18 protein-coding genes are annotated in these 17,832 nt (G+C 62.7%); 13 read left to right on the top strand and 5 right to left on the bottom strand.

All coding sequences use genetic code 11. From position 1 onward, the window contains the following. The first annotated feature begins 250 nt into the window (after nucleotides 1-250). Nucleotides 251-1,000: an arginyltransferase gene (locus tag A6D6_RS16845; RefSeq protein WP_133490695.1), complete on the top strand. Its 750-nt coding sequence runs from the start codon at nucleotides 251-253 to the stop codon at nucleotides 998-1,000. Between the two features lie 75 nt (nucleotides 1,001-1,075). Next, nucleotides 1,076-1,294: a translation initiation factor IF-1 gene (gene infA, locus A6D6_RS16850; protein WP_014994331.1), complete on the top strand. Its 219-nt coding sequence runs from the start codon at nucleotides 1,076-1,078 to the stop codon at nucleotides 1,292-1,294. A gap of 123 nt (nucleotides 1,295-1,417) precedes the next feature. Here infA and clpA read toward each other — a convergent pair whose 3' ends face one another. After that, complete coding sequence (gene clpA / locus A6D6_RS16855; RefSeq protein WP_133490694.1) at nucleotides 1,418-3,691, bottom strand: ATP-dependent Clp protease ATP-binding subunit ClpA; 2,274 nt, start codon at nucleotides 3,689-3,691, stop codon at nucleotides 1,418-1,420. A 49-nt stretch (nucleotides 3,692-3,740) separates the two neighbouring features. Further along, entirely contained in the window at nucleotides 3,741-4,124 is a 384-nt protein-coding gene (gene clpS, locus A6D6_RS16860; RefSeq protein ID WP_201303823.1) for an ATP-dependent Clp protease adapter ClpS, read from the bottom strand. A gap of 490 nt (nucleotides 4,125-4,614) precedes the next feature. Between clpS and A6D6_RS16865 the strand changes: the two genes are divergently transcribed. Next, a complete protein-coding gene (locus A6D6_RS16865) occupies nucleotides 4,615-4,887 on the top strand; it encodes a cold-shock protein (RefSeq protein WP_014994328.1) in 273 nt (90 codons plus the stop codon). A gap of 28 nt (nucleotides 4,888-4,915) precedes the next feature. Here the strand turns inward: A6D6_RS16865 and icd are convergent, their stop codons facing one another. Then, nucleotides 4,916-6,178, bottom strand: a complete 1,263-nt coding sequence (icd, locus tag A6D6_RS16870; RefSeq protein WP_133490693.1) for an NADP-dependent isocitrate dehydrogenase — start codon at nucleotides 6,176-6,178, stop codon at nucleotides 4,916-4,918. A 109-nt stretch (nucleotides 6,179-6,287) separates the two neighbouring features. On the opposite strand from icd, the gene A6D6_RS16875 reads away from it, so the two are divergent. The 8 genes from A6D6_RS16875 to A6D6_RS16910 all read left to right on the top strand — a co-directional run bounded on the left by A6D6_RS16875 (nucleotide 6,288) and on the right by A6D6_RS16910 (nucleotide 13,707). Further along, nucleotides 6,288-6,911 (top strand): pseudouridine synthase, encoded by a 624-nt coding sequence (locus tag A6D6_RS16875; protein WP_133490692.1) that lies wholly within the window; start codon nucleotides 6,288-6,290, stop codon nucleotides 6,909-6,911. A gap of 58 nt (nucleotides 6,912-6,969) precedes the next feature. Next, complete coding sequence (locus tag A6D6_RS16880) at nucleotides 6,970-7,437, top strand: NUDIX hydrolase (protein WP_133490691.1); 468 nt, start codon at nucleotides 6,970-6,972, stop codon at nucleotides 7,435-7,437. Nucleotides 7,438-7,462: 25 nt separating this feature from the next. Next, nucleotides 7,463-8,581, top strand: a complete 1,119-nt coding sequence (gene mnmA, locus A6D6_RS16885; RefSeq protein WP_133490690.1) for a tRNA 2-thiouridine(34) synthase MnmA — start codon at nucleotides 7,463-7,465, stop codon at nucleotides 8,579-8,581. Next, nucleotides 8,578-9,222: a high frequency lysogenization protein HflD gene (gene hflD, locus A6D6_RS16890; RefSeq protein WP_133490689.1), complete on the top strand. Its 645-nt coding sequence runs from the start codon at nucleotides 8,578-8,580 to the stop codon at nucleotides 9,220-9,222. The genes mnmA and hflD overlap by 4 nt, the downstream gene beginning before the upstream one ends. A 143-nt stretch (nucleotides 9,223-9,365) precedes the next feature. Next, the gene (gene purB, locus A6D6_RS16895; protein WP_159661344.1) at nucleotides 9,366-10,733 is read left to right on the top strand and encodes an adenylosuccinate lyase; all 1,368 of its coding nucleotides are present in this window, start codon (nucleotides 9,366-9,368) and stop codon (nucleotides 10,731-10,733) included. 2 nt (nucleotides 10,734-10,735) lie between these two features. Then, nucleotides 10,736-11,863 carry a JmjC domain-containing protein gene (locus A6D6_RS16900; protein WP_159661345.1) on the top strand — a complete coding sequence of 376 codons (1,128 nt, stop codon included), beginning with the start codon at nucleotides 10,736-10,738 and terminating at the stop codon, nucleotides 11,861-11,863. 11 nt (nucleotides 11,864-11,874) lie between these two features. Beyond that, nucleotides 11,875-12,300, top strand: a complete 426-nt coding sequence (locus tag A6D6_RS16905; RefSeq protein WP_133490686.1) for a GNAT family N-acetyltransferase — start codon at nucleotides 11,875-11,877, stop codon at nucleotides 12,298-12,300. A gap of 45 nt (nucleotides 12,301-12,345) precedes the next feature. Next, nucleotides 12,346-13,707: a TrpB-like pyridoxal phosphate-dependent enzyme gene (locus tag A6D6_RS16910; protein WP_159661346.1), complete on the top strand. Its 1,362-nt coding sequence runs from the start codon at nucleotides 12,346-12,348 to the stop codon at nucleotides 13,705-13,707. A gap of 46 nt (nucleotides 13,708-13,753) precedes the next feature. Here A6D6_RS16910 and A6D6_RS16915 read toward each other — a convergent pair whose 3' ends face one another. Together A6D6_RS16915 and trmB are read right to left on the bottom strand one after the other, a co-directional pair. Continuing rightward, the gene (locus A6D6_RS16915) at nucleotides 13,754-15,148 is read right to left on the bottom strand and encodes an MFS transporter (RefSeq protein WP_159661347.1); all 1,395 of its coding nucleotides are present in this window, start codon (nucleotides 15,146-15,148) and stop codon (nucleotides 13,754-13,756) included. A 45-nt stretch (nucleotides 15,149-15,193) separates the two neighbouring features. Then, nucleotides 15,194-15,862, bottom strand: a complete 669-nt coding sequence (gene trmB, locus A6D6_RS16920; protein WP_201303824.1) for a tRNA (guanine(46)-N(7))-methyltransferase TrmB — start codon at nucleotides 15,860-15,862, stop codon at nucleotides 15,194-15,196. 172 nt (nucleotides 15,863-16,034) lie between these two features. On the opposite strand from trmB, the gene A6D6_RS16925 reads away from it, so the two are divergent. Together A6D6_RS16925 and A6D6_RS16930 are read left to right on the top strand one after the other, a co-directional pair. Continuing rightward, a complete protein-coding gene (locus A6D6_RS16925) occupies nucleotides 16,035-16,760 on the top strand; it encodes a hypothetical protein (protein ID WP_159661348.1) in 726 nt (241 codons plus the stop codon). Nucleotides 16,761-16,779: 19 nt separating this feature from the next. After that, nucleotides 16,780-17,772 (top strand): aldo/keto reductase, encoded by a 993-nt coding sequence (locus tag A6D6_RS16930; protein ID WP_159661349.1) that lies wholly within the window; start codon nucleotides 16,780-16,782, stop codon nucleotides 17,770-17,772. The last annotated feature ends 60 nt before the right edge of the window (nucleotides 17,773-17,832 follow it).

A 17,832-nucleotide genomic window follows, 5' to 3' on the forward strand; every position in this document is an offset into this window, starting at 1 on the left:
AAAGGTACAAGTATTCACGGACGCCGGACGCCGGACGCGACGCCGGACGCCGGACGCCGGACGCCGGACGCCGGACGCCGGACGCCGGACGCCGGACGCCGATAATGCAAAACCAGACCCAACACCCTGGCAAGGATTAAAAGCGCCTATTTATATCCGCAACGTTCCAAGACCCGATGTTCTAAAGCGTCCAGCGTCCGGCGTCATCTGGCATCTAGCTAGCCGCCAATGCCTTGGATACACTGATCTCATGAGTGACCTGTCCGAACTTCGCTTCTTCCGCACGCCGGCCCACCCATGCAGCTACCTGGAAGGCCAGCAGGCCGCCACGCTGTTCGTGGATCCGCAGGTGCGCCTCAATGCGGCGCTGTACAGCGAGCTCTCCCTGCTTGGCTTCCGCCGCAGCGGCGACTACCTGTATCGGCCACACTGCGAAGCCTGCCACGCCTGCCTGCCAGCACGGGTCCGGGTAGCGGATTTCCGGCCGCGCCGGCGGCAGAAGCGAATCCTTCAGCGCAACAACGATCTGATCGTGCGGCAGGAGCCCTCCCGGTATACCCGTGAATTCTACCGGCTCTACTCACTGTATATTCGCGAGCGTCACGGCGACGGCGACATGTACCCGCCCTCCGAGGAACAGTTTTCCAGCTTTCTGACCTGTGCCTGGACCGATACCCGTTTCTACTGCTTCCGCGATCCGGCCACCAAAAAATTGTTGGCCGTGGCCGTCACCGATGCCCTCAAGGACGGCTTATCCGCGGTCTATACCTTCTTCGATCCGGCCGCCGCCGACCGAGGCCTCGGCGTTAACGCCCTGCTCTGGCAGATCGAGGAATGCCGGCGCCAGGGTCTGCCCTATCTCTACCTGGGTTACTGGATCAGCGAGTGCCGCAAGATGAGCTACAAGAGCCAGTACCGCCCGCTGGAACTGCTGATCAACGACGAATGGCAGGAATACCAGCCCCCCTCTTCCTCCACGCCGCGCCCTCCCGGCGCCTAAACCTTTGCAGCAGGCGCCCAATTCCGGCACAATTGCGCCTCCCTCCGTAGCCGACGACATCAGGGTACGCGCTGAATGGCGAAAGAAGAGCAAATTGAATTGGAAGGCGTGGTTCTCGAAACCCTTCCCAACACTATGTTTCGTGTGAAGCTGGATAATGGGCATGTCATCACCGCCCACATTTCCGGCAAGATGCGTAAATTCTATATCCGGATTCTCACCGGCGATCGCGTCAAGGTGGAGATGTCCCCCTACGATCTGAGCAAGGGGCGCATTACCTTCCGCATGAAGTAACGGCGATTGTCTTGATACGCAAAAAACCCGGCATGCCGGGTTTTTTGTTAGTGCCTGTTTAAGATCCGTCGTTACCGCGTTGCTGCTGAAAAATACCCGCGGGGCCATCCCTGGCCACGATCTTCAGCAGGTGGCTTCTTCCTGGGAGGCATCCACGGTCAGCAGCAGCTTGTCGTCGCGGACCACGACTCGTGCCCGACCGCCCTGCTCCGACAGCTCGCCAAACAGCAGTTTCTCCGCCAGCGGCTTCTTGATCTGTTCCTGAATCAGACGGGCCATGGGACGAGCCCCCATATCCTTGTCGTAGCCATGATCGGCCAGCCAGGTACGGGCATCCGCCTCCACTTCCAGCACCACGCCTTTCTCATCCAACTGCGCCTGCAGTTCCACCAGGAACTTGTCCACCACACCGAGAATGGTGTCTCGATCCAGCGGGTTGAACTGGATGATGGCGTCCAACCGGTTGCGGAATTCCGGTGTGAAGGCTTTCTTCAACACCTCCATGCCATCACTGGACTGATCCTGTTCGGTGAACCCGATGGAGCGCTTGTTCAACACCTCGGCGCCGGCATTGGTGGTCATGATCAAGATCACGTTGCGGAAATCCGCCTTGCGGCCGTTGTTGTCGGTCAACGACGCGTTATCCATCACCTGCAGCAGGATGTTGAAAACTTCCGGGTGCGCCTTCTCGATCTCGTCCATCAACAACACACAGTGCGGTGTCTTGGTGATCGCCTCGGTGAGCAGGCCACCCTGATCGTAACCGACATAGCCAGGAGGCGCGCCGATCAAACGGCTGACGGTATGCCGCTCCATGTACTCGGACATATCGAAGCGCACCAGTTCCACCCCCAGCGCGCGGGCCAACTGCCGACTTACCTCGGTTTTACCGACCCCGGTGGGACCGGCGAACATGAACGAGCCAATCGGCTTGTTGTCCGCCTTCAATCCGGCACGGGACAGCTTGATCGCCGCGGAGATCGCGTCGATGGCCTCGTCCTGGCCGAACACCGTCATCTTCAGATCCCGCTCCAGATTGCGCAGTACCTCCTTGTCCGAGGAAGACACCTGCTTCGGCGGAATCCGCGCGATTTTGGCCACCATGGCCTCCACGTCATCCTGCTCGATAATCTGGCGACGATCAGCCTCCGGCCGCAGGCGCTGCCAGGCACCGACTTCGTCGATCACATCAATGGCCTTGTCCGGCAGGAAGCGGTCATTGATATAGCGCGCGCTCAACTCCGCCGCCGAGCGCAGGGCCGCGTCGGTATACTGCACGCCGTGGTGTTTCTCGAAGCGGCTCTTGAGCCCCCTGAGAATACCCACGGTGTCTTCCACCGACGGCTCCACCACATCCACTTTCTGGAAGCGGCGGGACAGCGCCCGGTCCTTTTCAAAAATGGTCCGGTACTCCTGAAAAGTGGTGGAGCCCATGCATTTCAATTCACCGGATGCCAGCAACGGCTTAAGCAGGTTGGAAGCGTCCATGACACCGCCGGAAGCGGCGCCGGCACCGATGATGGTGTGAATCTCATCGATGAACAGGATCGAATTGTCCTGCTTGCGCAATTCCGCCAGCAGACTCTTGAGCCGCTTCTCGAAATCACCCCGGTATTTGGTACCGGCCAGCAGCGCTCCCAGATCCAGGGAATAGACCACGGCGTCCTGCAGCGGCTCGGGAACCTGCCCTTCCACGATCATGCGCGCCAGGCCCTCGGCGATGGCGGTCTTGCCGACCCCCGGCTCGCCCACCAGCAGCGGATTATTCTTGCGCCGCCGGCACAGAATCTGAGCCGCCCGCTCGATTTCAAACGCGCGGCCAACCAGCGGATCAATCCGATCGGCCCGGGCCATTTCGTTCAGATTGGTGGCGTAAGCCTCCAGGGCATTGGCGGAAGCGCCCCCTTCGGGGCCGCCACCGGCTTCGATGTCCGGCTGCTGCGCATCATCCGCTTCCTGTTGCGGAGAGACGCCGTGGGAAATGTAATTGACCACGTCCAGGCGATGCACGTCCTGGCTGTTGAGCAGATAAACCGCCTGGCTCTCCTGCTCATTGAAGATCGCCACCAGCACATTGGCGCCGGTCACCTCCTTCTTGCCGGAGGACTGCACGCTGAATACCGCACGTTGCAGCACCCGCTGGAAGCCCAGCGTCGGTTGAGTGTCACGCTCGTCGTCACCGTCGTCCGGCAATAACGGCGTGGAATCGCTAATGAACTGAGTCAGGGCCTCGCGCAGCTCATCCAGGTCCGCGCCGCAAGCGCGCAACACTTCCAACGCGGCATCGTTTTCCAGCAGCGCCAACAGCAGATGCTCCACGGTCATGAATTCATGACGGTGGCTTCGTGCGTGATGGAACGCCTCGTTAAGGGTAAGTTCCAGTTCTTTGCTGAGCATAGGCTACCTCACTACTCGTCACCCTCGGTGTCGGGCTCGCCGGCCTGAATCAGGCCCTCTCCACCTGACACATCAGCGGATGCTGATGTTCCCGGGCGTAATCGACCACTTGCGCGGCCTTGGTCTCGGCGATATCCCGGGGAAACACCCCGCACACCGCCTTGCCCTCGGTATGAACCGTCAGCATGACACGAGTGGCCTGCTCGCGGTCCATACGAAAAAAGGTTTCCAGTACCTCGACGACGAAATCCATTGGTGTGTAGTCGTCGTTGAGCATAATCACTTTATACATGGACGGGCGCTTCAGCCGTGGCTTGCTCGCCTCAACGGCCAGATCGCCCTGACGATCGGGATCCACCGGCTTATCCGGCCCCAGGCGTGTTGGCGCCCCCCGATCGTTACCCGTGAAAAACACCTTGTGCTGCCTTTTCATGCGTCTCTCTGAAGTTTGTATACCCGCGGGCGCCGACAGGCAATCCACTTATTGGGGCATTAACCGCTATTTTTCAATCCCAGGAACCTAATTGTAATCTTTACGGCAGCGCGGCGGCGTAAAGAGCACGATTAGGCTCCCCATTGGGCTTGACACTCCGTTTTCCATGATGAAAAGTTGGGCAGAGCGCGACCCAGGGGATCTCTGAATCCAGCAATGCCGGATATTCCGGGACTTTCCGGCCCGTTCGGCGCATCTCATTCCATATCAGCCGAGGCCGGTGGCAAGGCCTTCATAGCAACTCGCTATGATAGCCAGAGCAAAGCCCCATGGCCGGCGGCGTTGATATTGGATATTGACGTCAGTGATCCAGGCCCCGCCCGGGCGGGGATAACAAAAACAATGTACAGCCATAGGTTACCGTGCGATGACCGGTTGTCATACAGAACACCGGCACGGCGGGACACCCGGAGCAACCAGAGGGACGACCATGGCAACGGGAACGGTAAAGTGGTTCAACAACGCCAAAGGGTACGGCTTCGTTCGACCGGACGAAGGTGGCGATGATCTGTTCGTGCACTACTCCTACATACAGGAGAAAGGTTACAAAACCTTATACACCGGACAGAGTGTGGAATACGAATTGCTCGAGGCCAGCAAAGGCTACCATGCGGTGAATCTGAAGCCAGGAGCGGTTCCCACCACCCGCCGGCACCGGACGGGCCGGAGGCGGGAGCGGGAGAAAAGCGCTCTCTCCACCTGAGCGAGCGCTTCACCGGAGAGGGCTGGAATCAGCGCCCCATGTGTTCGATCACGGCATCGCCGAATTCGGAACACTTCAACAGCGTGGCATCAGGCATCAGACGCTCGAAATCGTAGGTCACGGTCTTGGCGGCAATCGCCCCTTCCATGCCATTGATCACCAGATCGGCGGCGTCTTCCCAGCCCAGATGGCGCAGCATCATCTCGGCGGACAGGATCAGTGAACCCGGGTTCACCTTGTCCTGGCCGGCGTACTTCGGCGCGGTACCGTGCGTGGCCTCGAACAGAGCCACGGAGCCACCGATGTTGGCGCCCGGAGCGATACCGATACCGCCCACTTCCGCCGCCAGAGCGTCGGAAATGTAGTCACCGTTCAGGTTCAGCGTGGCGATCACGCTGTACTCCGCCGGACGCATCAGGATCTGCTGCAGGAACGCATCCGCGATCACGTCCTTGATGACGATCTCTTTACCGGTACGCGGGTTCTTCATCACCATCCACGGGCCACCGTCAAGCAGCTCGGCGTTGAAGCGGTCCCGGGCCAATTCGTAACCCCAATCCTTAAAGGCCCCCTCGGTGTACTTCATGATGTTGCCTTTGTGCACCAGGGTGACGGAATCCTTGTCATTATCGATGGCGTACTGGATCGCCTTGCGGACCAGACGCTGGGTGCCCTCGCGGGACACCGGTTTGATGCCGATACCGCAGCCTTCCGGGAAACGGATCTGGGTAACGCCCATTTCCTCGCGCAGGAAGCGAATCAGCTTGGTGGCTTCGGGACCATCCGCGGCCCACTCGATGCCGGCATAGATGTCTTCGGAGTTTTCACGGAAGATCACCATGTCGGTCAGTTCGGGGTGGCGTACCGGGCTGGGTACCCCTTCGAACCATCGTACCGGGCGCATACAGGTATAAAGGTCGAGCTCCTGGCGCAGGGCCACGTTCAGAGAACGGATCCCACCGCCCACCGGAGTGGTCAACGGTCCTTTGATACCTACGGTGAATTCCCGCATGGCTTCCAGGGTCTCTTCCGGCAGCCAGACATCCGGCCCGTAAACCCGGGTGGCCTTTTCACCGGCATAGATTTCCATCCAGGTGATGCCACGCTTGGCGCCATAGGCTTTTTCCACCGCGGCGTTAACCACTTTTATCATCACCGGCGAGATATCAACGCCGATGCCGTCCCCTTCGATATACGGAATGATCGGGTGGTTGGGGACATTCAGGGATAGGTCCGCATTAACGGTGATTTTGTCACCGTCTGCCGGAACCACGATCTTTTGGTATCCCATCTACACTACTCCCTCTGAGAATAACCGTGGAATTCGGTTGCCGGGCGAGTATACCATCGAGTGGATAACCTTGCTTGGCCTTCATGGGCCCGAACCGACGATTTTCCCAATGGCCCGGCTTATTTTGTTTAACAAACCCTTTCAGATGTTGTCCCAGTTCACCGACACCCGTGGGCGCCGGACCCTCAAGGAAGCACTTCCGATGGACGGCGTCTACCCGGCCGGCCGCCTGGACTGGGACTCCGAAGGATTACTGCTGCTCACCGATGACGGCGGCCTCCAGGCTCGCATTGCCAGTCCGCGTTTCCACCTGCCGAAGACCTATCTGGTACAGGTGGAAGGCGCGCCCGGTGAAGACGATCTGGAGCCGTTGCGCCAGGGCATCACGCTCAAGGATGGCCCCTGCCGGCCGGCGCGGGTCCGGCGCATCGACGAACCGCGGCTCTGGCCGCGCCAGCCGCCGGTGCGCACGCGGCTCACGGTACCCGACCGCTGGCTGGAACTCACCATAGACGAAGGTCGCAACCGCCAGGTGCGGCGCATGACCGCGGCGATCGGCTTCCCCACGCTACGGTTGGTACGCTGGCGGATCGGTGACTGGAGCCTGGGTGGCCTGGCCCCCGGCCAGTGGCGGGAGGAAACCGTGCATCTGCCGAAGGCGCCGGCGCGGGGCGGGCCATCCCGGCGCCGTTCTCCTCCACGTCAGCGGCGCGGGAAAGCGCGCCGGTCGTGACGAGCCCCCCGGCGTTGCGCTACCATCTGGCGCCCGCCATGCCTGGAACCGCCATTCTATGAACAGCTTCGAACCGCACATTACGGTAGCCACCGTGGTGGAGCAAGACGGACGCCTGTTGTTCGTGCGAGAACACCAGGACGGAGAGCTGGTGCTCAATCAGCCCGCCGGCCATGTGGAATTCGGCGAGGACCTGATGCAGGCCGCCTACCGAGAAACCCTGGAAGAGACGGCCTGGCAAGTGGAAGTGACCGACCTGCTCGGGTGGTACATTTTTCAGCCGTTCAAGGGTGCCGGCGTATACTATCGGGCCTGTTTCGTCGCCCGTCCGCTGAAACACGATCCGCGCCAGAAACTGGATCGCGGCATCGAGGAAGCGGTCTGGCTGACGCCCCGGGAACTGTCCTCCCGGCAGGCGGAGCACCGCAGCCCGCTGGTGGCGCGCTGCGTCTCCGATTACCTGAGCGGCCGGCGCCTGCCGCTGGACACCATTTATCAGCATCCCTGGCCTTTGCAGCAGGGCTGAATCCATCACTACACAGTTGGTCGCCATGTCGGAACTGCGTTCTCCTTCCACCCTTGCCCCCGAATCCACCCGCGTCATCGTCGGTATGTCCGGGGGTGTCGATTCCTCGGTTGCCGCCGCCCGTTTGCTGGAGGCGGGCTATCAGGTGGAAGGCCTGTTCATGAAGAACTGGAACGAGGACGACGGCACCGAGTATTGCACCGCCCGCGAGGATCTGCTCGACGCCATGCAGGTGGCGGGCGTACTGGGAATGGAGCTGCATACGGTGAATTTCGCCGGTGAATACTGGGACCGGGTGTTCGAACACTTCCTCGAGGAATACCGGGCCGGCCGCACTCCCAACCCGGACATTCTCTGTAACAAGGAGATCAAGTTCCGCGCTTTCCTGGATCACGCCGTGGCACTGGGCGCCGACGCCATCGCCACCGGCCACTACGCCCGCATCGAGCATGGGCCCGGGCCCGCCCGATTGCTGCGCGCGGTGGATACCAATAAGGACCAGACCTACTTTCTGCATGCGGTGGGCGGCGACAAATTCGCCCGCACCCTGTTCCCGCTCGGCGATCTGCACAAGCCGGAAGTTCGGCGTCTGGCCGCGGAAAAAGGCTTCGACAATCACAAGAAAAAAGACTCCACCGGCATTTGCTTCATCGGCGAGCGCCGCTTCAAGGACTTCCTGGAAACCTACCTTCCGGCCCAGCCCGGCGTCATCGAGGACGACCACGGCAAGGTGATCGGCCGGCACGACGGGCTGATGTACTACACTCTCGGTCAGCGCCAGGGGCTTGGCATCGGCGGCCGCGCCGATGGCAATGAAGAACCCTGGTACGTGGCCGGCAAGGACCTGACACGCAACGTGCTGATCGCGGTGCAGGGCCATGACCATCCGCTGTTGTTCAGCCGCGAGCTGACCAGCGCGCCGGTGGACTGGGTGGCGATGGCGCCCCCCACCCTTCCGGCGCGGCTTACCGCCAAAACCCGCTATCGCCAGCCCGACCAGGCCTGTACCGTGGAGAGCGCCGGCGAAGGCCGTGTGCGGGTGGTGTTCGATCAGCCGCAACGGGCGGTCACCCCGGGTCAGTCGGTGGTGTTTTACGACGGTGACGCCTGCCTCGGCGGCGCCGTGATCGAGGAGACACGATGACCGAGCAATCCCTGTCCCCGCAGCAACAGCAGATGCTGGCGCTCGGCGCGGTATTCGAGTGCGCGGTGATGGCCGACCAGATCGCCACCCGTGGCGACGCCGATCCGGCGGTACTGGAGTCACTGTTCGAATCGGTGTTGGTAATGGACGCCACCGACTTCGACACCATTTACCCACGCCCGGCCCGTTTCCAGGATGGCCTGCGTCTGTTGCGCAAGAGCCTCAATCGGGAACAGAGCCGGGACGCCGCCCGCCCTCTCAGCTATGGATTGGCGCTGCTGCATCTGTCTTCAAAATTACGCAAGAATGACGACGTGGTGAACATTCTTCGCAACCGGCTGTTGGCCCTGGAAGGTCAGCGCGCTCATTTCGAGGATCTTACCCAGCCCGGCTTCTGCCACCGGTTGGCGGGTATCTACCTGGATACGCTGGGCACATTCCGGTTCCGCATCCGGGTCCAGGGCGACCCCGCCAAACTGCAGGATGAGGACAACGCGGCCCGCATCCGCGCCCTGTTCCTGGCCGGTGTGCGAGCCGCCTTTCTGTGGCATCAGATGGGCGGCCGGCGCTGGCGCCTTCTGTTTCAACGAAAGGTTCACCTCGACACTTTAAATAGCATAAAAATCAACGAGATAAGTTAGTTTTATAAAGCAGAACATTAAGATGGATCGCGGCTCGCAAGCCGCGATCCATCCGTCCTTCGACCTTCGTCATAACCCACGCGGCGCCACCCGATTTGCTGTATCATAGCGCCGCTTTCGGTTTTCCTGTCTAGGAGTGCTTCATGTCCAGCCTTACTCACCTTCGTGCCATTTCTCCAGTGGACGGCCGCTACGCCGGCAAAGCGGATGCCCTACGCGACATCACCACCGAATACGGTCTGATTCGCTACCGGGTTCATGTGGAAGTCAGCTGGCTGGAACAGCTTGCCCACGAGAAGGCGATTCCGGAGGTCCCCCTGATGAGCGGCAAGGCCGCCTGGCACCTGCGGGGCATCACCCGAGAATTCGAGGAAAAGCACGCCGAGCGCATCAAGGACATCGAGGCCACCACCAACCATGACGTCAAGGCCGTGGAGTACTTCATCAAGGAGTGCATGGCCGAGCACGAAGAGCTGGACAAAATGACCGAGTTCGTGCACTTCGCCTGCACCAGCGAGGACATCAACAACCTGTCCTACGCGCTGATGCTCAAGGAAGCACGTGACGCCCTGCTGCCGAAACTGGATCAGGTGACCAACGCCATCCGCAAGCTGGCCCACGCCAACGCCGACCGGCCGATGCTGTCGCGCACTCATGGCCAGTCCGCCTCCCCCACCACCGTGGGCAAGGAGATGGCCAACGTGGTGGCGCGCCTCCAGCGTCAACGTGAGCAATTCGCGGCGGTACCGGTGCTCGGAAAGATCAATGGCGCGGTGGGCAACTACAACGCCCATCTGGCGGCCTACCCGGAAGTGGACTGGGAAACCTTCGCCCGCCGTTTCGTCGAGGGTCTGGGACTGACCTTCAACCCCTTTACCACACAGATCGAACCGCACGACTGGATCGCCGAATACTTCCACGCCCTGATGCGCTTCAACACCATCCTGCTGGACTTCGACCGCGACGTCTGGGGTTACATCTCGCTCGGTTACTTCAAACAGAGAACCGTGGAAGGCGAAGTGGGTTCCTCCACCATGCCGCACAAGGTCAACCCGATCGACTTCGAGAACTCCGAAGGCAACCTGGGCCTGGCCAACGCGATGATGGATCACCTCGCCGCCAAACTGCCGATCTCCCGCTGGCAGCGCGATCTCACCGACTCCACCGTGCTGCGCAATGTCGGCGTGGGTCTGGCCCACAGCCTGATCGCCTATGAAGCCAGCCTCAAAGGCATCGGCAAACTGGAAGTGAATCCTGCCCGCCTGGAAGAGGATCTGGACCACGCCTGGGAAGTATTGGCCGAGCCGATCCAGACGGTGATGCGACGCTACGGCATCGAGCAGCCCTATGAGAAGCTCAAGGCCCTGACCCGTGGCAAGGCGATCACCGAGGAGGCACTGATCGCCTTCATCGACACCCTGGCGATCCCCGAGGAAGCCAAGGCGCGGCTCAAGGACATGACCCCTGCCACCTACGTGGGCAGCGCCGGCCGCCAGGCCCGGACGGTCTGATCTTGGCCACCGAGTTGCCCCGCTTCACGCTGCCGCTGCCGGCGGCCACGTTCCTGGAACGGCACTGGCAGCGGCGCACCCTGTTCATGCCCGCCGCCGCCCGCGGCCTGGACTACCCCGACGCCGATACCCTGGCCGGGCTGGCCCTGGAAGCGGAAGTGGAATCCCGACTGATCCGGGGCGCCGGCGACGGCCCCTGGTCACTGCAACAGGGCCCGTTGGAAGAGGACGCGTTCGAGAACCTGGGCGAACGTGATTGGACCCTGCTGGTGCAGTCCGTGGATCATTTTCTGACGCCGGTGAGCCTGCTGCTGGATGATTTCAGCTTCGTGCCGGGCTGGCGCCTGGAAGACATCATGATCAGTTACGCCGCCGAGGGCGGCAGTGTCGGCCCTCATTTCGATCAGTACGACGTGTTCCTGATCCAGGCCAGCGGCCATCGCCACTGGAAAATCGGCCCGCATTGTGACGATGCAGCGCCACAGCGCACCGATACGCCACTGAAGATGCTGGCCCATATGCCCTGCGAGCAGGAGTTCCATGCCGGCCCCGGCGACGTGCTGTACCTGCCGCCGGGGGTTGCCCACCATGGTGTCGCCAGCGACAGCGATTGCGTCACCTGGTCGGTGGGGTTCCGGGCTCCGGATTACCGGGACCTGCTGGCGGAAATGGTGGCCGAATGTCTGGCCAACCAGCCCGAGCAGCTTTACGGCGACGCCGGGCGTGCGCCCTGCACGGATCCGGGACGACTCGAACAGAACGATCTGGAGCGTCTGCTGTCTGCTTCCCTGGGGCTGCTGGACCGCGCTCAGGCCGCCCGGGCGGTGGCCCGCTGGCTCAGCACGCCTCGTCAGAACGGTCTTGATTTTGTTGTGGACGAAGAGCAGATTCGCGCCGGCGCGCCAGACGCCGCGCTGGTGCGGCACGGCGGCGTACGCCTGCTTCGCCAGGGCGATCAGGCCTGGCTGAACGGCGAATGCTGGACACTGGATGCGGAGCAAACCGCCCTGGTGGACCTGCTGGCCAGTCAGCGCCGCTATCGAGAGGACCAGTTGCAGCCGCTGCTGGACGGGTCCGCCCGCGAGCTGCTCAATCATTGGATCGATCAGGGCTTCTTTGCCCCGCTTTAACCGAGAACACCATGGCCTTTAGCATTATCGAAACCACCTGGGATGAACACGAGCCGGCACTGCGCCAGCTACGCGAAACCATCTTCATCGGCGAGCAGAATGTGCCGGAAGAACTGGAGTGGGACGGCGAGGATCCCGGTGCTTGTCATTTTCTCGCCTGCGACCAGCAGAACCAGCCGGTGGGCTGTATCCGCCTGCAGAACAGCGGCCAGATCAGCCGCCTGTGCGTACTCTCGAATTACCGCAACAGCGGTATCGGCAGAGCCCTTCTGGTGGCCGCCGAGGAAGCGGCGCGGGCACGTGGCATGCAGGAGATATTCCTCAATGCCCAGACCCATGCCACCAGCTTCTATGAAGCGGCCGGCTTCGCCAGTTCCGGCGGCATTTTCATGGATGCCCATATTCCGCACCGGCAGATGTTCAAGCTGTTGAAGTAGCCCGTCGCGCCACCACGAAACAAGAATCAGAAAAGAGAGCCTTTCATGTCCGACACCACCCAATACTTCCTGGAGCAATCCCGCCTGCCGAAACAGTGGTACAACATCATGGCGGATTTCCCGGAGCCCATGGCGCCGGTACTGCACCCCGGCACGCACCAGCCGGTGGCGCCCTCCGATCTGGCTCCCCTGTTCCCGGAAACCCTGATTGCCCAGGAAATGACCACCGAGCGCCATGTGGAAATTCCGGCGCCGGTGCTGGACGTCTACAAGATGTGGCGGCCCAGCCCGCTGATCCGCGCCCGGCGGCTGGAGCAGGCTCTGGACACCCCGGCCAGGATCTATTTCAAATACGAGGGCGTGAGCCCGGCTGGCTCACACAAGCCGAACACCGCCGTGGCCCAGGCCTATTACAATGCGGAGGCTGGCACCCGCCGCCTGACCACCGAAACCGGCGCCGGCCAGTGGGGCTCGTCCCTGGCGTTCGCCGGCAGCCTGTTCGGGCTCGAGGTGCAAGTATTCCAGGTCAAGGTGTCCTACCAGCAAAAGCCCTATCGCCAAGCGCTGATGCGCACCTATGGCGCCGAGTGCATCCCCTCCCCGTCCAATCTCACCAACGCCGGCCGCGCCATCCTGGCGGAGAACCCCGACCATCCGGGCAGCCTCGGCATCGCCATCAGCGAGGCGGTGGAACTGGCGGCCCAGGCCGACGACACCAAGTATGCCCTTGGTTCCGTGCTCAACCACGTGATGCTGCACCAAAGCATCATCGGCCAGGAAGCTCTGCTGCAAATGGAAATGGCCGGCGACGACCCGGACATCCTGATCGGCTGCACCGGCGGTGGCTCCAACTTCGCCGGTCTGGTGTTCCCGTTCCTTGGCGAGCAATTGCGCGGCGGCCGCGAACGCCGCATCCTGGCGGTGGAGCCGGCCGCCTGTCCGACACTGACTCAGGGCCGGTTCGCCTATGATTTCGGCGACACCGCCCACCTGACGCCATTGACCAAGATGCACACCCTGGGCTCCAGCTTCACCCCTCCGGGCTTCCATGCCGGCGGGCTGCGCTACCACGGCATGGGACCGCAAGTTTCCCACGCGCTGCAACTGGGGCTGATCGAGGCCCGCGCCTATGCCCAGACGGGCTGCTTCGAGGCGGCGGTGCAATTCGCCCGCCAAGAAGGCATCGTGCCGGCGCCGGAGTGCTCCCACGCGGTCAAGGCCGCCATCGACGAGGCTCTGCGCTGCAAGGAAGAAGGCCGGGCACAAACCATCCTGTTCAACCTGTCCGGGCACGGTCATTTCGACATGCAGGCCTACATCGATTTCTTCGATGGCAAACTGGAAGATCGCGAGTACGATGCCGCCGCCGCGGAAGTGGCGCTGGCGCAATTACCGCAGCTGGGTTGAGACTCTCTGACGGCAACACACTGAATCGCGGCTCGTGAGCCGCGATTCAGTCCGCCGACCGCGTAAACCGCCAGGCACACCACACCGCGAACAGCGCCATTGGCAGCACCGCCATGAACACCACGGGGGCTGCCCGCCCGGCGCTTTCCGGCGACATCCCTTCCCCTACACCAGCCAGATTGGCCGCCAGTCCCGCCAGCACCGCGCCCACGGCACCGCCCACCTGACGTACCGCGATCAATGCCGAAGAACCTATGGCCCGGTCTTCTTCCGCCAATACCCGCAGCAAGCGCCGGTTCATCAGACTGGAGCCCCAGCCCAGGCCCAGACCGCAAACCGCGGCGGCCGCCAGCACCCACGGCACCGGCGCGGTCATCACACCGGCCAGCAAAGTCACTCCCAGCAGCAACGACACCGCGCCCCAACGGATCCAGCGCCGTTCGCCCTCCTGATCCGCCCCGGAAACCGCCAGCGCGGCCAGCGTCCAGGCCATCGCCTGCACCGCCACCACATAGCCAGCCCGTAACGGCGACAACCCCTGTAGCGCTTGCAGAATCGGTGGGCCATAGATGAGCAATGCCATGGACGCCGCGGTTACCGCGAACAGCGTGGCGTAACCGGCCCCCACCGTCCGTTGCAACCGCCAGGCACCACCCGGCAGCAGACGGTTTGTCGCGCACTGATCGACCTCACGCAAGCGAAACAGCATCAGCCCCGCCACCCCCATCAGCCCCAGCACTACCAGCCAATGGCTGGCGAGACTGGCGAGCGTCAGCGCCGCCACACCCGCCGCCAGCAACCCCAGTTGCACCCAGGGCACCCGGACAGTGCGTTCCGCCGGAGCCGCGCCACGAAACAACCGCAAGGCGGCAAAGACGAACAGCACGGCCTGAGCCGAGAACAGCCAGAACACACCGCGCCACCCGCCAGACTCGGCAAACACACCACCCAGCAAAGGGCCAAGCACAGTGGCGAGCGCCCAGATCGCGGTGGCCGAGGCGAACACCCGGGCCAGATGCCGTTCCGGGAAGAACTGTGCCACCGCCACCATGGCGAAACCGGAAATCCAGCCGCCGCCAACCCCCTGCACCAGCCGCCCCAGCAGAAAAGTGTAAATATCCGGGGCCAATGCCGAGATCAGGCATCCCGCCGTCAGCACGGCGCCTGCACAAGCGCAGGCGCGGGCCAGACCAAAGCGCTCAGCCAGCCGCCCGGCGCTGGCCACCGCCACGATGGTCCCCACCATGAAACCGGCCACCGCCCAACTGAAATAAGCGTAGCCCCCCAGAGAGGCCGCCACCGTCGGCATGATGGTGGCGGTGACCAGACTCTCCACCGCGCCCACCCACACTCCCAGCCAGATCAACAGCAAACGGGGCAGCCTTCCGCCGGATAACAGATCGCTCCAGGTATCGGATTCAGGGGTTTCCAGGTAAGACATGCGGGGCTCCCTGCCGAAGGCTCAGAATGCCAGAGCGGCACCCACTCAGCGCAAAGTCGCGGTCAGCCGCCAGAGCTCGTGGCCGCTGAGGCGATACTTTTCCTCGAAGTCGGTCAACGCCGCCTCATCTTCCGGCAGCGGTTGCAAGGACGCCTCGACTCCGGCCAACGCTAACGCCGCCGCCAACTCCTGCAGATACAGGCGCCAGTTACTACGTGCTTCCAACTCACCTCCCAGGGCAAGCAGATGCGGAAATACCGGGTGACCATGCCAGCGGCGCTTCAGGTGAGCGCTTTTCGGCCAGGGGTTGGGATACAGCAGATAATGGCGCCGCAACCGCCAGCCGGCGTCCTCCGCCAGCCGCCAGAACCCGGCGCAGTCACAACGCACCAAACGCAGGTTTTCCGGCAGCGCCTCGCCAAAACGCCGCTCGCCCCGCCGCAGCCGATGATCGGACTGGTCCAGTCCGAGTACCTTCGCCTCCGGGAAACGGCGGGCCAGCGCCACCGAGGAACGGCCGGTACCACAACCGGAATCCAGGATCAGCGGCCTCGCATCCTCGCCGAGCCATTGCCGCGCCTGATCAAACGCCCGGCGGTCATGCTCCGCCAGCGGCGCCCGCCAGGGCTGCGACAAATGGCGGCGCACGGTGGCCTCCAGGCGCTCGTGCGGTCCGGTCTGGTTCGACACCACGGGAGAACTGTTGGCAAACATGAAATTATTGTGATCCGCATGAAGTTGGGATGGCGGCCATTTGCTATTCTTTCGGCAAGCCGGGCGAAGGCCCCATTATGCGTTTTTAAAGCCTGCTTTTCCTCCTGATGACGAATTTATCGGGGCATCGGCAAGGCATCGATAGCAAGCCCATCATGACCAGGAGGCCGCCATGAACACCGTCATCCGTACCCTGGCCCTGCTCGGCCTGATTCTGACCGGCCCGGCACTGGCCCAAATGTCCATCCATGTGGTCCAGCGGGCCGACGCTGAAGCTCTGGTGCCGGTCATCGAACCGCTGCTGCCGGAAGGCGGCTCCGTCAACGCCTACCAAGGCCGGCTGGTGATCCGCACCAGTCAGGAGAATTTTGATCAAATCCTCAATGCCCTGGGCGACATGCCCGCCGCGCCACGCACGGTATCAGTGATGTTGCGGCGCCGCCAGAACAGCGAAGGCGACGACCGCGTATTGAAAGTCGAAGGTGGCCGAGTCACCGTGAACGGCGGCCGGCACCAGCAACAACGCGAGGATCAATATCGGATCAACACTCTGTCGGGGCATCCGGCCAGTGTTGGTCAGGGTACCCTGATCGCCCTTGCCGGCAGCCAGTTGCCCGCTTTATTGAGCCTGAAACAAGGGATCGATATTCTGCCTCTGCTCACCGCCGACAATAAGGTGCGCCTGCGCATCAGCCAGCGCTTCGAACAATTGAGCCATGGCACCGTCGCGGACACCCAGAGCACCGCCACCACCCTGCAAGTGCCCCTGGGCCAGTGGACGGCCTTGGGAAACATAGAAGTGCGCGAACAAACCCGGAGCCAGGGTTTGGGCGGCGCGGAGCAACGCAGCAGTACCGTCACTCTGCCATTGGAAATCAAAGTCGACCTGGTCCACTGACCAGCCCACCGGAGCGGCAATGGAAACCACCACCCTGGCCAACAGCGACCTGACCTGCAGCCGGATCACCCTGGGCACCCGGACCATGGGCGCCGGAGCACGGGACAGCGCTGGGTGGGATCGCCATAACGCTCTGCAGGCCATCCTGGAGGCGGTGGAAAACGGTATAACCACCATCGACACCGCTCCCCTGTACGGCTTCGGAGAATCCGAAGCGCTGGTGGGCGAAGCGCTGCACCGTGGCCGTCTGCGACAGCATGTGACGCTGTCCACCCAGGCCGGACTGGACTGGCACGACGGCACCCCGTTCCGTGACGCCCGGCCGCAACGGCTGTTCGAGGAAGTGCACGCCAGCCTGCGGCGCCTGCGCACCGATGTCATCGATCTGTACCAAGTGCACTGGCCGGATCTGGCCTGCCCGCTGGAAGACACCGCCGGGGCCATGGCCACACTAAAGCGCCAGGGCAAGATCCGCGCCGTCGGCGTCAGCAACGTCACCGGCCAGCAGCTGCGCGCCTTCCACGCCCTCTGTCCGCTCACCGCGGTTCAGGTACCCTACAATCTGTTCGAACGGGGTATTGAAGAGGATCTGCTGCCCACCGCCCGGGAGCTGGGCATCAGCGTACTGGCCTACGGCGCGCTATGCCGTGGCCTGCTGTCCGGCAAGATGCGTGCACACACCCGATTCAACAGCGACGACCTGCGCAACCACGACCCCAAATTCCAACCTCCCCGCTACGCTCAGTACCTCGAGGCGGTGGACGCCCTCAACACGCTGGCCCGCGACAACGGCTTGAGCGGCGTGCTGCCGCTGGCGGTGCGCTGGCTGCTGGACCAGCCCGGCGTCGATCTGGCCCTCTGGGGCGTGCGTCGCCCGGAACAGATCCTGTCCATGCTGGAGTTGGACGGCTGGCATCTGGATGATGCTTTGAACGCGGAGATCGAACGTATACTGGCCGACACGATCACCAACCCGGTGGGGCCGGAGTTTATGGCGCCAGCGGGGCGGTAAGTAGGCAGGCTCCCGACGCGTTGTGCTGCCTGTGTAGTGATGGTATTCCCCTGACAGTCC

Origin of the sequence: Alcanivorax xiamenensis (assembly GCF_009846745.1) — a bacterium.
GTDB lineage: Bacteria > Pseudomonadota > Gammaproteobacteria > Pseudomonadales > Alcanivoracaceae > Alloalcanivorax > Alloalcanivorax xiamenensis.

What these genes read in the sequence shown, in the direction of transcription:
- A6D6_RS16845 (WP_133490695.1), top strand. Translation starts at nt 251, where the DNA reads ATGAGTGACCTGTCCGAACTTCGCTTCTTCCGCACGCCGGCCCACCCA.
- infA (WP_014994331.1), top strand. Translation starts at nt 1,076, where the DNA reads ATGGCGAAAGAAGAGCAAATTGAATTGGAAGGCGTGGTTCTCGAAACC.
- clpA (WP_133490694.1), bottom strand. Translation starts at nt 3,691, where the DNA reads ATGCTCAGCAAAGAACTGGAACTTACCCTTAACGAGGCGTTCCATCAC.
- clpS (WP_201303823.1), bottom strand. Translation starts at nt 4,124, where the DNA reads ATGAAAAGGCAGCACAAGGTGTTTTTCACGGGTAACGATCGGGGGGCG.
- A6D6_RS16865 (WP_014994328.1), top strand. Translation starts at nt 4,615, where the DNA reads ATGGCAACGGGAACGGTAAAGTGGTTCAACAACGCCAAAGGGTACGGC.
- icd (WP_133490693.1), bottom strand. Translation starts at nt 6,178, where the DNA reads ATGGGATACCAAAAGATCGTGGTTCCGGCAGACGGTGACAAAATCACC.
- A6D6_RS16875 (WP_133490692.1), top strand. Translation starts at nt 6,288, where the DNA reads ATGGCCCGGCTTATTTTGTTTAACAAACCCTTTCAGATGTTGTCCCAG.
- A6D6_RS16880 (WP_133490691.1), top strand. Translation starts at nt 6,970, where the DNA reads ATGAACAGCTTCGAACCGCACATTACGGTAGCCACCGTGGTGGAGCAA.
- mnmA (WP_133490690.1), top strand. Translation starts at nt 7,463, where the DNA reads ATGTCGGAACTGCGTTCTCCTTCCACCCTTGCCCCCGAATCCACCCGC.
- hflD (WP_133490689.1), top strand. Translation starts at nt 8,578, where the DNA reads ATGACCGAGCAATCCCTGTCCCCGCAGCAACAGCAGATGCTGGCGCTC.
- purB (WP_159661344.1), top strand. Translation starts at nt 9,366, where the DNA reads ATGTCCAGCCTTACTCACCTTCGTGCCATTTCTCCAGTGGACGGCCGC.
- A6D6_RS16905 (WP_133490686.1), top strand. Translation starts at nt 11,875, where the DNA reads ATGGCCTTTAGCATTATCGAAACCACCTGGGATGAACACGAGCCGGCA.
- A6D6_RS16910 (WP_159661346.1), top strand. Translation starts at nt 12,346, where the DNA reads ATGTCCGACACCACCCAATACTTCCTGGAGCAATCCCGCCTGCCGAAA.
- A6D6_RS16915 (WP_159661347.1), bottom strand. Translation starts at nt 15,148, where the DNA reads ATGTCTTACCTGGAAACCCCTGAATCCGATACCTGGAGCGATCTGTTA.
- trmB (WP_201303824.1), bottom strand. Translation starts at nt 15,862, where the DNA reads ATGTTTGCCAACAGTTCTCCCGTGGTGTCGAACCAGACCGGACCGCAC.
- A6D6_RS16925 (WP_159661348.1), top strand. Translation starts at nt 16,035, where the DNA reads ATGAACACCGTCATCCGTACCCTGGCCCTGCTCGGCCTGATTCTGACC.
- A6D6_RS16930 (WP_159661349.1), top strand. Translation starts at nt 16,780, where the DNA reads ATGGAAACCACCACCCTGGCCAACAGCGACCTGACCTGCAGCCGGATC.